Consider the following 12,684-nt stretch of genomic DNA (forward strand, 5'->3'; position numbering starts at 1 on the left):
CGCGGTCGAGATCGGACGCAACCCGGGAAATCGTTGCACAACGGGTAGTGTGACGCTGAGTCAGCATTTTTGTTACAGCAATATGCCGCCGGGAAACTCAAATCCTCGATTTGCCGAAGCAGCTTTCAACGATAGCCAACAGCTGCTCCTGCATAGGGATCCCGTGCGGCCTGCGAGGTGTCTTGCAGCGCCTCGCGCGTGGAGTGATTTGCCAATCCGTCGGGGACGGGGGCTTGGGATCCACCAAGTAGGTCTGATGCTACGCCCCTTATACCTGCGGCAATGCTGGGTGCCGCGAAAATGATGAAGCATCCTAATATTGTTTTCCATGCTCGCCGGATATCTACATGGCCATTGAACGCCAGATACCCTAACGATCCAACGGCAACCGTCGCCACAGCAGTGGCCACGGAACCGAGTAGTGCATCTCTTACCCACTGGATGGAAGTGACCATAGAGGCAGCGGGCACGATTTGGCCAGTCGAATTGAAAGACATCATATGGGATATTTGACTATATGGGATCGAGATATCATGTGCATATTATCTCACCAATGCACCTTTTTCCATTTATGCGTTCAAGATGCACAAATATGTCAACGACCTTGCAAACATATTCTACAATATCTGCGCGTCGTAAATTGGATGTGGCTTGCACAATCAATGCTAATTGCTCCATAGCTCCGGATGCACTGTTGGCGTGAATCGTTGTCATTGATCCGGAGTGACCGGTATTGACAGCCCGTAAAAATGTGTAAGCTTCGCTACCGCGCAACTCGCCGAGCACTATGCGGTCTGGGCGCATGCGCAGAGACGCCTGTAGCAAATCATCGGCGTCTATTCGCGCCTCTCCCATTTGACCTTTTGCGGCGATAAGGCCGATTGAATTCGCATGATGTAGGGCGAGTTCCGGCGTATCTTCTATGAAAATCAGCCGCTCATCGCCCGGTACCTCTTTCAGAAGTGCGTTTAGAAACGTCGTCTTTCCAGTCGACGTGCCCCCTGAAATCAAGATGTTGCGTTTTGCGCGAACAGCGCCGGCAAGAAATTCCGCAGGACTGCTGACCGGATCTGGAAGCTTAAATCTGTTCCTGCTTTCGCCAAGCTGAAACTCATTGAACGCACCGGTTCGCAGGTAATCTGCCAGCGATAAGTCAGACATCACGTGACGTCTGATCGCAATCGCCATGGAGCCTCTCGTGGCTGGCGGAGCGACGATCTGAATGCGGGAGCCGTCTGGAAGCTTTGCTGACAGAAGGGGGTGTTCCCGACTGATCCCCTGGTTGGCAAAGCTCGCAATCTGTCTGGCCAGTCTCCACATCCGTTCCTCCGTAAGCTCCGGAAGACTCAGTCGCTCCGCCGTGCCGCCTAACGCCTCGACCCAAATTTCGCCGGGGGCATTTATATAGATGTCGGTGACGTCGTGCCGGTTCAGAACAGCTGAAAGTGGTGAGAGATAGGCATCGAGAAAAGGAAAACTGCTGACAGGGTCGGATGCATCGAGCGCGAGCGGATCTTTCATGGGTGTCGCGCTCCCGTTCCCCCGAAATCGAGATCTCTGGCGACGAAGATCGAGATTTTTGCGCCTTCGGAAACGGTTATGGTCGGTCCTGCCGGCACATTGAAAACCGGTATCTGGGCGACTGTGTCGTTCACCTGGCTTGGCAGGCCCACATACACAGAATCCCTCACGCCTCGCGAGGCGCGGTTCACCCCTATTGAGAAGGCGGTTTGCAAAACCGCGTTGCTAAAACGAGCGAGCACGTGATTATTTACATTTCCATTGATGCCTGTGCCACCCAGCGCGTCCGCAGCCGGAGATCCAATTCTGATTGCAACACCATCCGGCCGGATTAGCCTGGTCCAGTTCACAAGGACGCGCTTTTGACCCGCTTGAGTGTTGCCTTGAGCGTCCCCGATGAGACGACTGCCTCGGGGGATAAGGATGCGAGTTCCGTCGAACCCGCGGACATCCACTGCTACTACGGCGCGTGCCATCCCCGCTCGACCAGAATTGATCGGCGTCTCAAGCACGGCAGCGACAATCGTACCTTGAGGAACAACATTTGAACGATTGCGAATTATTGTCGCTTTAACGACCTGTTCCTCTGGGGAGGGCTCGCTGCCGGTCGGGCCATCCGCCGGCGGTCTTCCATTGGGCGTTCGACCAACCCCTGGTCCTTTGTCCATAATCAGAACGGCTTGGTCGTCTTCGCTACTAGCTCCGCTCGGCTGTCGCGAGGAGCCGACGTCGACACGGCTGTCGTAGTTCGCAACCGGGGGGGAGGCTGCGAAGTTGGGCGAAGACACATAATCTCTTGAGGCTGTAGAAGAGGACGGCGGTGGAGGTGCTGAAGCCAGTGAACGCACAGCGATCACAGATGGCACTGGGAGAGGAGGCTCGGCCGTTTGTGCAGGGGCCTCGATCGATGCTTGCGGCGCAGCGGGAGAGGAGGCCGCCCAGTAGGGCAATGAGAGTGGTGGAGGCGAAGTTATGGCGGCCTCCTGCACCATCTGGCCGGCTTCGGGCGATCGGGACGCGCTTCGCTTGGCCTCCAGGACAGAGAATAGCCCAACCCCTAACACAGAGCAGGCCAGCGTTATCCACCACCCAGTCATCCGCTTGGCCGGCAATGGGATGACGGGGCGAGCGGTGCGGGTGGCAAGGTCATCCCGAGGGTCAACTGCTTCTGTCATCGCCGCTTAGCCGGTGGCCTCCTTGCTGCGACGGCATTCTGATCACCCGATCTGAATCGAAATTTCGCTGCAATCGTGTCGATCACATAATATTGACCACGCATTGCGCCGTTCACGAGCATTTCCTGATTACCCGAGTCCAACGCGTAAACGGCCGGAAGCTCGATGTTTGGCAGCCATCTTATATTTGTTGACTGACCATTGTCGAACATCTCGATGGGTCGAAGCTTCCTAGCACCGCTAAAGCGGTAGGATCGCCTATATTCTTCCATCACCAAATCAGGCGCGCTGTCGGTCCCAGGATAGTGAAATTTCACGCTATAAGGCGCTATCGTGTCACGCCCATAACCCGGTGCAAGCAAAAAAGTATAGCGACGCTCATCAGTTATTACGGTCAGATTAGTCTCGTTCGCACCCATATCCTGTTTCACAAAAAGCAGATTGCCTCGATTGTTCGATGTTATGCGCCACCCGCTCGTAACGCCTGCCGCCATGGTCTCAACGCGTTCATCGGGCGCGAACTCGACCACCAGAACATAGCCGGGTACGGTGTTGAGCCGGACGACTTCATCGGGATCGTAGTTTATGGCTTGTATTTGCGGATCGCGAGGCCCCGGTACGGGCGCGATCTCTGCGCGGGCGAAGGAGTGTGCCAGCAAACACAGGATCAGTGCCTTCTTCATCGGTTCACCAGGGTGGGCGATTCTGAGGATAGTGCGCCTGGGGACATCATCTGATTGACGGCGTTTGCCGTCGGCCCAAGCAGAACCTCCTGATCACGGCGGTAGTGGATCACCTGAAAGCCTAATGGATTAATCAACCGATCTTCGAGTGTCATCGGCGCTCGGCTGAACCGATAGCGGACCACGGAAACAAAGGACTCGGAAATTCCTCCAACCTGCCCCTGATCCAACCTGGTGGTGTCAAACCGCACTAGTGCCGTTTCTCGCGCGATCGGTGATATGCTCTTCACCTGAACAGAAATAATGCTGGTACGAGGAAGCCGCTGAAAAGGGCTTGCAGGGTTGGTCGACTGCATCATTGCGAGATAACTGCTTCTTACGGGCTCCCCTGACCAGAGTGCTACCTTTCGGAAGTCGGATTTGACGGACGTCAGATCGAACCCTTCTCGGGCTATCACATATTGGGCGAGCAAGGATTGGGTGAGCGCTTCGCTTGCTGTGACCTGATCCTGTTGAGCTCCTTTCAGGAGCTGAGCCTGGCCGGTGTTGCGATCTACAAGAATGGTATAGGGTTCAACGCGTTTGAGAGGCAACAAGAGCACGAGAGCGGTAGCTTCCAATAGAACGACGCCGATGGCAATCGAGGCGATTGACCAAGCGAGCCGCGTCGTTCGCAAACGCGCTTGCTCTTTATCGACGGCCCAGCTCGCTGCTTGTGCGTAGTAGGAATCGCGACTGTTCGGCTCAACAGGGCGTGGCTCGGTCACTGGCTTCGATCTCGCCGGCGCGCGCTGAAAGACTGTCGAGAACCGAGGCGCGGGCGATGTGACCGGCCCAGCGGCTCAAAGTTCGGGCGCTCAAGTCGGTCGGCCTCTCGAGTGCGAATGACAATCTGACGGATATTCTCGATGCTGTTCGACGCTCCTTCATTGTTGATGGGGCCGTAGCGAACGCTCGTGCTAGGAATAACTTTATTACCCCGGTTGTCATTCGCGGGTCGCGTAACAGCGCGGCTGGTCAGGTCGTTGGTTGATGAAGGCAGGACCCTATGCGGCCTTTGCGAAGCTAGGGGAGAAGGCATTCTGAACCCCGCAGCCGCTCGCATTCCTGCTACCAAGGCGGCGATGAGCACCACCGAAAACAGAAGTACGGACGCGAAGATCTCAAGCGCTGCTGTACGCGGCATTTTTTCAATGGCCATCGATGAATATAAGTGTTCCAGCTGCGGCTGCAGTACCGCGAGTTCAAACTCGATGACGATAGTGGTGGCGATGCTGCCCAAAACGCTTCCGAACAGCACCCTGATCCAGCCTTCGAAAAAGCCTCTAAGGCCGTGAAATAAGAAGCATGCCAAGAAGATTGGTCCGATCGCCAGCATCGTACCCATTACCAAGCGGACAGATAAAATTGCGCCCAACGTCGATAGTAGCAAAATAACCGACGAAGCCGATAACCTGCCCTGTTCAGTCGCACTGAGAAGAACTCGCGAACTGCGCGAAATTGACGTCTCAGTCTGTCCGGCCGCATCACCATCAGGAAGCGGAGGATGGATAATGTTCTCTAATGTGTCATAACTAGCTTGAATTCTCGCCGGAAGATCGTCGATTTGGCTCTGCTCTGATCGCAGAATCGCCGACGATATCTCGCCGGGCGTTTTGATGACAAAGTCATAGACGACGGCCTGATAAGCGGACCACTGTGTCGCGAGGGCCAGGACAAAGCCAATTCGGACAAACAGCAGAACGCCGTCGCGCAATCGGACATCATCATCAAGAATGAGCCTGTAACCAAATAGCGCGATCAGAATCGCAATGAGCCCGCCAATAGCGATGGTTACCGGAGAGTTCGAACCAGCCAGAGCAAGATAGCCCTCTTTGCCGAGCGTCAAAACATGGCAATCTACGAAGGATGTAAGCGCGGTCACATATGGACTGTCTGCCTCGAAGCTTCCACAGAAAGGCATGTCAGGCCACCTTTAACAGTTGTGGAAGCCAAACGGCTGGATCATCACCCCATTCCATTCGAATTTCATCAAGCAAGCGTACGGTCCGCTCCCTGCCTGAGAGAATTGTCAGAAGATCGTCCTCTCCGGAGAGGTCGAGGCGGGCCACGACGCTGTCATTGCCATGCTTGATAAGGAAGCACCGTGAATCGTCCGGTAAGGAACGTATCAGAGCGTGCTCGTGGGGGGTCAGTCCAAAACCATCGCAATAATCCGTGGCCTTGGCCTTCGAATTTGCCATGAATATCTGCGTTGCAGCCTGCTCAACAATGGTGCTGGCGATCCGGCTCGACAATGCGTCCTCGGCGCTTTGCGTTGCAAATCCTACGATGCCGTTGCGTTTGCGGATGGTCTTCTCCCAATCCTTGATGCGCTGTATGAAAACGTCATCATCGAGCGCCTTCCAGCCTTCATCGATCACGATGATTGCAGGGGTGCCATCCAGCCGCTCTTCGACTCGATGGAAGAGATACATCATCGCTGGTGTACGCATAACGGGCTCATCGAGAATGCGGGTCATATCAAAACCGACACTCGCGCAAGTTAGGTCCGTCTGGTCGATCGGATTGTCGAAGAGCCAGGCATATTCGCCGTCGCCCCACCACGGTCTTAGACGCGACCAGAGATCAGTCGCATGAGGCCGATGACTGCCTCTTAGCAAGCCTACGAAATAGCGGAGGCGTCGATATTCGATCGGTGCTGCAAAGCTTGCGTCCAGCGCGTCTTTGACGCGCTCTGCTTCTTCCGGCGCTAGGCTGGCATCGCCACCGATGAGTCTCGTCAGCCATTCTAGGAGAAAATGGCGATTCTCCGGGGTGTCACGCAGTTGCAAAGGATTCAGGCCAGCGGCGACACCGGGTCGAAGAACCTGGTATGACCCTCCGATGGAGCGGATGAAAAGCTCCGCTCCTCGGTCCTTATCAAAAAACACAATTCTGGGATTATATTTTCTAGCCTGTGCAAGAAGGAAGTTGAGGACAACTGTCTTGCCGGAACCCGATGGTCCGATAATGGTGAAATTCCCAAGATCGCCTTTGTGAAAGTTAAAATAATATGGCCCCGCAGCAGTTGTCTCTAGGACGGTGATGGCCTCACCCCAATGGTTATTGTTTACTCGCCCGATCGGAAAATTATGGCTGCTTGCAAAGCAAGAAAAATTTCGACTTGAAATCAATGCGCGCCGCGCAATGAATTTGCCATTGCCGGGAAACTGCGCCCAATATGCGGCCTCTAGTCCGATGTCTTCCTTGACGGCGATCATCCCCAAATCGCTGAGAGATGCCTGAACTTCCGCGACTCCGTCGTCAACGGCGGACATGGTATCGCTTCGCACGGCAATAGTGAGATGGTGCTCGCCATAGGCGGCGCGGCCGGCTGACACATCATCCTTGGCAGCCGACAGTTCGGATTTCAACGAATGTGCCTCGTCATCGCTCGCCCGCATCCGGCGCAATGTCAGGCCAATGCTGGACAAGGCGGGGCCGCGGTCGATGAAGCCGAAACTTTGGCTGACGACCATCTCTATCGGTAGTCGCAGCAAGTTATCCAACATTCCCGGAGAGGTATGCCCAGGATAGTCCTTAACCGATAGCATGGCGGTAAACTGGCGCGGAACTGCGCCTGCTGGACTATGCTCAATCAAGTCTCTGCCAAAGCTTATGCGTCGATAGGGAAGATACTCCGCGATAGAACAATGGGGTAATTTAACAGGGCGCATCTCGCCGTTAAGGAGAAGCGACAGAAATTCCAGCGGCTCAGAAAAAGATCCGCCGTTATCGTCATAGGCGGTGAGAATGCGCGGATCATATTGACTCAGCCCGGCAACGAACTGATCGACCGCGCCCGCCAACGCGGCCCGCTCAGCCGTTATGCTGGCTGAACCTGCAGCGGGAGCGATACCGATCTTGTTCATCCAATGATCGACCAATCCGCCCTTGCCCTGCAGCGGTCGGCGCACGAACGTCAGAAACAACTCATTGATGAAGAGTTGTTTCGATCGCATCCGTTTCAGCCAAACGTCATTCAGATCCGCGCTAAACCTCTCGGGATAAGCAGCTTCAAGCGCGGGTTCGATGCGGCGACGCACAATGTGGTGGTAAACTGCAAACCGAGAGGAGCCGATTGCCCTGAGCATCGAATCCCGCAGCGATTTTCTGTAGTTAAGCTCTTCACTGTCGGCCGTCTCGAAGGGAAAGCCACCGAGGTGAATGATCTGCATCAACAAGCCATCATGCGTGGCAATCGTGCGATCGTCGACGTGATTGGCATATGGGAGTCGACTGCCGACGGACTTTTCTTTCGCCAGGATAAGCTCGCTGGCGCTCATGGTTGGTAGGAATTGCACAACCACAGGCGGTAATTGGGCACTCGCTGACAGCGCGAAGCCTTAACCAGCCAGAGATCAAAAAAGCGAGGTTCTCGCAAACAGGCCAGATACCCGATGACGTGGATTATAAGTGCCACCAAAAGAACCCAAATAGATTTGAATATTAGGAAAAGTTCAGTTGTCGCTACGCCGTTCACCACAAAGTAACTATAAGTAACGCCTGCAAACATTTGGGGGCGGGTCAGTGCAACAAATAGGGGGTCCTGGTCAAGATTATTCATATCAGTAGGCCGCAGTAACCGATCGTATCCCGGAAACGATGCTGACAGCACCGAACAATATGAAGCAACCGAAAATTACCGTGGCGCCATATTTCCAGTTCAACCGCCCTGACAGCATCATCATCCCTACCACCGCAATGGCGATGACGGCTGCGACGGTAGCAACCGTTCCCATCAGCGTACCTTGAATCCATTGCACCGCACCCACAATCGGGCCGGCACCTGCCGGATCCGCGAAAGATTGTGCGCGGGCCGCACCCGACAGGACGGTAAGGCTGGCTGTTATAGCGATGCGTGGTTGCACTGAGATGAGGCCCCTGTCCATTGCCTGCGCGCACAGCTTCATCGTCTTCGCTACCCCCATAAACACGACTGCCAATTTTGTGTCCTAGCTAGGCTCAGACCGAGGCGGTTGGCTATCGAATCATAAAATCGATGGATAATCGTCGCTCGACGAATGTGAAATACCGATGCATCCAAAATGGTCCAGATTCCGATTGCCATTACGACGGGTGATCTGTTTGCTCGCTGACATCATCGTAGGGGTTCGGGTTGGCGCGCGGCGGGCGGCTTAACGCGCAACGTCCCTTGGCAATTGTTTTTTGGGGCTGAGCGCGAGGCCGAAGTCTCGCGCAATTGCGCGATCGCAAACAGCCGCGCGGCAAGGGGGAAGTTAAGTGAAATCGTCACTGATTGGCGCGCTGGTTACAGCTCTCCTGCTTGCTCCCTCGCTCGCTCATGCGGAAACGATGTCATATACTTACGATGCACTTGGCCGCCTGACGACGACATCTGCTAGCGGAGGCCCGGCAAATGGGATCGGCACTACGCTCGGGTTCGATCCGGCCGGCAACAGAACCGCTTATGTCGGCACGCTGAACGCCCCCCCTTCTTTTTCGGTCAATGACGCGTTCGCCGTTGAAGGAGATTCTCAGCAGGGGGTCTTGTCGTTCATAGTTACGCGTTCAGTCAGTTCCGACACAATGTCAGTCAGTTACGCGACGAGCAATGGAGCGGGTGGCCTCAATGATTCTACCGCTGTGGCTGGTTCTGATTACGTCGCGACATCCGGGACGCTTATTTTTGCGCCCGGGGAATCGTCGAAATCGATCAGCGTCGGCACGGTCAACGACAATATGACCGAGTCGGGCGAGCAGTTAACCTTGACTCTTAGCGCGCCGACGGGGGGAGCGGTATTGCAGAGGCCTGCTGCAGTCGGCTTCATCCGGGACGACGACGCGACCAAGCTGGGAGCGTTCAATTTAGTCGAAGGGCAGTCGCTGTCATCACCCGATGGCCGCTTTACCCTTGTTGCGCAAGGCGATTTCAACGTCGTCCTTTATATGGGAACGACTCCTCTATGGGCGACGAACACCAATGGCCTGGGAGCGTTGGGTCAGTTCTCGTTTCAGGGCGTCACCGACGGAAATCTGGTGCTGTACGATGATACTGGTGCCGTTCGTTGGTCGAGCAATACGGCAGGCAATCCAGGCGCCACCTTTGCTCTCCAGAATGACGGAAATATGGTGATCTATTCCACGATTGTTCCCACATTGGGTACTATTCTCTGGCAAAGTGGAACCTGTTGCCACTAATTTGAGCACTATTTTTGCTTAAGTCGCGAAAGTTTCTTGCAAGCCAAAAATATTCAACGGGGTGTAGTGTAAATGCGCTTTACGAAGGGCCGCTCCCGATCAAGCAACGCGCCACTGCGCTCGCTTACGATGGCAATGCTGGTGCTGCTGGCGGGGGCCTCGAGCGAAGCCATGGCGCAATCGACCGCAGGCGCATTCCGATCGGGGTATCGCTACGACGGCATGCGCCGCCTTGTCGGCGAGATCAGTCCGTCGGATACGGGCAGTGCTGGCCCGTTTCAGGCAACGCGCTACACATATAATGCCGACGGATTGCTCGTCAGAACCGAAAAGGGCACGCTGGCGGCGTGGCAGGGAGAGACGGTCTCGCCAGCAAGCTGGAGCGGCTTCTCGCTGCTGCAAAACCATGTTTTCACCTATGACGCCGTCGGCAACAAAGTCGACGAGAGGTCCGCCGGCGCGGCGGGCAATTTGAGGTCTGTCACGCAGACGAGCTACGACGCAGATGACCAAGTCGCCTGTGTGAATGTTCGGATGAATCTTGACCCGGCCTCTTTGCCTGCCGCTGGCAGCGATGCCTGCTTGCAAACGGTTTCGCAGGGGTCTTACGGCCCAGATCGCATCACTCGAAATGTCTATGATCTGGCCGGTCAGCTCGAGCAGGTTCGAAAGGCTGTAGCGACACCGCTGGAACAGGCCTATGCGAGCTACAGTTATACGCCAAATGGCAAACAGGCGTTTGTGACCGATGCGAATGGAAACAAGGCGCGCATTTGCTACGATGGCTTCGATCGTAAGTTCCGATGGATTTTCCCGTCTAAGACTGTCGTCGGTGTTACCAGTGGTGTCGCAGACGGGGACACGGATTGCGCGGTTTCGTCGAATACCGATTACGAACAATATGGCTATGACGCGGCGGGTAACCAGAAGACGCTCAGAAAACGAGATGGTTTTATCATTTCGTATGATTATGACGGTGTAAACCGGCTCTCGGCAAAGAGTGGGCCGAAAATAGATGCGGTCTTATATTCATATGACGGCCTGAATAGGCAGATCAGCGCCCGTTTTCAGGCTGGCGGCCTGGGAATAACCAATGACTATGACGGGCCTGGCCGAGTTAAAAGGACGACCAACAATGTTGGACAAGAAATAGATTATCAATACGATCAGAACGGCAATAGGACGAGATTAACGTGGCCGGAGAAATATGTACAATATACTAATTTCACCTACGACAATCTCGATCGGCAATTGAATGCTATAGAGTATCCTGCACGACCTGTCGTTCAAATAGATTATGATGACTATAATCGTCGCGTTAGCGTCACACGTTCAGGCGTTGCCGATGAAACCAGCTATAGCTGGGCACAGATCGACCGCCTTACTTGCCTCACCCACAATGTTGTAGCCGGCGGAGCTTTGGAGTGCGATTCGACGCGAGTGCTCGCGATCGGATCGGATATGGCGACGCGGTTTACCTATGCTCCTTCCGGACAGATCGTCCTGCGAGAGACGGCCAATGATAGCTATGCATGGAATGGCGCGTGGATCGGCAGTCGTAATTACACCTCTAACGGTCTCAATCAAACGACCTCGGCAGGATCGACCACATTCGAATATGATGCCAACGGCAACATGACAAGAAATGGCGCTGTAACCTATACATATGATGGCGAAAATCGGCTTAAATCCGCTGATAATGGTGCTACCAATTTGGCGACGCTGACCTATGACCCGCTAGGGCGCCTTTTCGAAGTAAAAGTCGGTACCTCCACTGCCTCCATCACACGCTTTTTATACGACGGGGATGCGCTGATCGCCGAATATAACAGCGGATATACGCGCTTGCGGCGATATGTGCACGGGCCAAACCCGGATGATCCCATGGTTTGGTATGAAGGCACTAGCCGGCGGTTCTTGCATGCCGATCATCAGGGCTCCATTGTTCTTGTTACCGATCAGTCGGGCAACGCGCTCAACATAAACACCTATGACGCGTGGGGGATACCCGGCGCCGCCAATCAGGGGCGTTTCCAGTATACGGGCCAAATCTGGCTGCCAGAGCTGGGAATGTATTATTACAAAGCGCGGATCTATTCCCCGACCCTGGGGCGGTTTCTTCAGACAGATCCGATAGGTTACGATGATCAGATGAACCTTTACGCGTACGTCGCAAATGATCCGGTGAATATGCGAGATTCAACCGGGAAAGAAGGTTGGCTGGTATCACGCCCGACCCCGTATGGGGATTACAAGCATATGTTTGTAGTTGTCGCTGACGAGCTTGGCGGTGCGACGAAGGGCCGTTTCTCATATGGCCCTGATAAAGGGCCAATTTCGACGATTTTGGGTACGAGTAGCTTGGTTGCTCAGACAGGTAGCAAGACGCCAACTGATGTTCAGGATTCTGCTGCTTGGTCCACGCTTAAGAACAGCAACGCGGCCGCAGAAGCAGGGGTTACCGTCCAACCGATTTCCGCATCTGATGCTGACATTATGAAAGCTGGAGCTGCCGTGGACTCAACTCTTGGTACTATCGGAAAGCCAGGTGGTGTGCCTTACGGCGTCGGCCTAAATAGCAATAGTGCAGCCGCTGCTGTGGCTAACATCGCGACCGGAGGTGCCGCGAAACTTCCCGCTGGGGATCACACTGGCACCAACGGAGGGCAGGCCGTCGTGCAACAGAAGACTCAAAGTCACTGCAAAAAGAGCCCGGCATGTTGACCAAGATAAATCTATTTATTTTTGGCGTTGCTGCTGCCGTCGTCACGGCCGGCGCCCTCCTCGTGGCAAATGATTTGAACAGAGCAGCGCTGTTTGATAGCTCTGGATTCCTAATTTCAGGAGAACGATTTGGCATAAAGGTTGGAGATAATTTCGCCTCGGTTAAGTATAGGCTAGAATCTATGGGGCTCGATATGCGAGGTGAAGGTAGCCGCCCCGGTCGCTGCGGCGCATATGAAGTTAAATCCGACAAGATTTATTATTTTTATGATTTTTCTTGGAGGCGAGGAGTGGTTTGCATCGGTATTAATGCAGATCGCGTTGATACGCTGTCGTGGTATTTTAACCCCCTTTCTCCGTGATAAATATTGTTATAC

General features: G+C 54.5%; 12 protein-coding genes. 3 read left to right on the plus strand and 9 right to left on the minus strand.

Features of this window, described 5'->3' with window-relative positions:
• Positions 1-125 precede the first annotated feature (125 nt).
• The 9 genes from ACNI3R_RS20210 to ACNI3R_RS20250 are packed head-to-tail and all read right to left on the minus strand — an operon-like array spanning position 126 to position 8,313.
• On the minus strand, positions 126-500 hold the full coding sequence (locus tag ACNI3R_RS20210) for a TrbC/VirB2 family protein (protein ID WP_426186988.1): 375 nt from the start codon (positions 498-500) through the stop codon (positions 126-128).
• Between the two features lie 31 nt (positions 501-531).
• Positions 532-1,521, minus strand: a complete 990-nt coding sequence (virB11, locus tag ACNI3R_RS20215) for a P-type DNA transfer ATPase VirB11 (RefSeq protein WP_426186991.1) — start codon at positions 1,519-1,521, stop codon at positions 532-534.
• A complete protein-coding gene (locus ACNI3R_RS20220) occupies positions 1,518-2,696 on the minus strand; it encodes a TrbI/VirB10 family protein (RefSeq protein ID WP_426186994.1) in 1,179 nt (392 codons plus the stop codon). Before ACNI3R_RS20220 ends, virB11 begins: the two co-directional genes overlap by 4 nt.
• Positions 2,693-3,379 carry a TrbG/VirB9 family P-type conjugative transfer protein gene (locus tag ACNI3R_RS20225; RefSeq protein ID WP_426186997.1) on the minus strand — a complete coding sequence of 229 codons (687 nt, stop codon included), beginning with the start codon at positions 3,377-3,379 and terminating at the stop codon, positions 2,693-2,695. The genes ACNI3R_RS20220 and ACNI3R_RS20225 overlap by 4 nt, the downstream gene beginning before the upstream one ends.
• Complete coding sequence (locus ACNI3R_RS20230; protein ID WP_426187000.1) at positions 3,376-4,146, minus strand: VirB8 family type IV secretion system protein; 771 nt, start codon at positions 4,144-4,146, stop codon at positions 3,376-3,378. Before ACNI3R_RS20230 ends, ACNI3R_RS20225 begins: the two co-directional genes overlap by 4 nt.
• On the minus strand, positions 4,143-5,303 hold the full coding sequence (locus ACNI3R_RS20235; RefSeq protein ID WP_426187003.1) for a TrbL/VirB6 family protein: 1,161 nt from the start codon (positions 5,301-5,303) through the stop codon (positions 4,143-4,145). Before ACNI3R_RS20235 ends, ACNI3R_RS20230 begins: the two co-directional genes overlap by 4 nt.
• A gap of 40 nt (positions 5,304-5,343) precedes the next feature.
• Positions 5,344-7,707, minus strand: a complete 2,364-nt coding sequence (locus tag ACNI3R_RS20240) for a VirB4 family type IV secretion/conjugal transfer ATPase (protein ID WP_426187006.1) — start codon at positions 7,705-7,707, stop codon at positions 5,344-5,346.
• Complete coding sequence (locus tag ACNI3R_RS20245; RefSeq protein WP_426187009.1) at positions 7,704-7,988, minus strand: VirB3 family type IV secretion system protein; 285 nt, start codon at positions 7,986-7,988, stop codon at positions 7,704-7,706. Before ACNI3R_RS20245 ends, ACNI3R_RS20240 begins: the two co-directional genes overlap by 4 nt.
• A gap of 1 nt (position 7,989) precedes the next feature.
• Positions 7,990-8,313: a TrbC/VirB2 family protein gene (locus ACNI3R_RS20250; RefSeq protein WP_426187021.1), complete on the minus strand. Its 324-nt coding sequence runs from the start codon at positions 8,311-8,313 to the stop codon at positions 7,990-7,992.
• 352 nt (positions 8,314-8,665) lie between these two features.
• On the opposite strand from ACNI3R_RS20250, the gene ACNI3R_RS20255 reads away from it, so the two are divergent.
• The 3 genes from ACNI3R_RS20255 to ACNI3R_RS20265 all read left to right on the plus strand — a co-directional run bounded on the left by ACNI3R_RS20255 (position 8,666) and on the right by ACNI3R_RS20265 (position 12,669).
• The gene (locus tag ACNI3R_RS20255; RefSeq protein ID WP_426187012.1) at positions 8,666-9,583 is read left to right on the plus strand and encodes a Calx-beta domain-containing protein; all 918 of its coding nucleotides are present in this window, start codon (positions 8,666-8,668) and stop codon (positions 9,581-9,583) included.
• A gap of 135 nt (positions 9,584-9,718) precedes the next feature.
• Entirely contained in the window at positions 9,719-12,307 is a 2,589-nt protein-coding gene (locus ACNI3R_RS20260) for an RHS repeat-associated core domain-containing protein (protein WP_426187015.1), read from the plus strand.
• Positions 12,301-12,669, plus strand: coding sequence for a hypothetical protein (locus ACNI3R_RS20265; RefSeq protein WP_426187018.1), 369 nt, complete (start codon positions 12,301-12,303; stop codon positions 12,667-12,669). The genes ACNI3R_RS20260 and ACNI3R_RS20265 overlap by 7 nt, the downstream gene beginning before the upstream one ends.
• Positions 12,670-12,684: the final 15 nt, after the last annotated feature.

Origin of the sequence: Rhizorhabdus antheiae (genome assembly GCF_049889055.1) — a bacterium.
Classification (GTDB): domain Bacteria; phylum Pseudomonadota; class Alphaproteobacteria; order Sphingomonadales; family Sphingomonadaceae; genus Rhizorhabdus.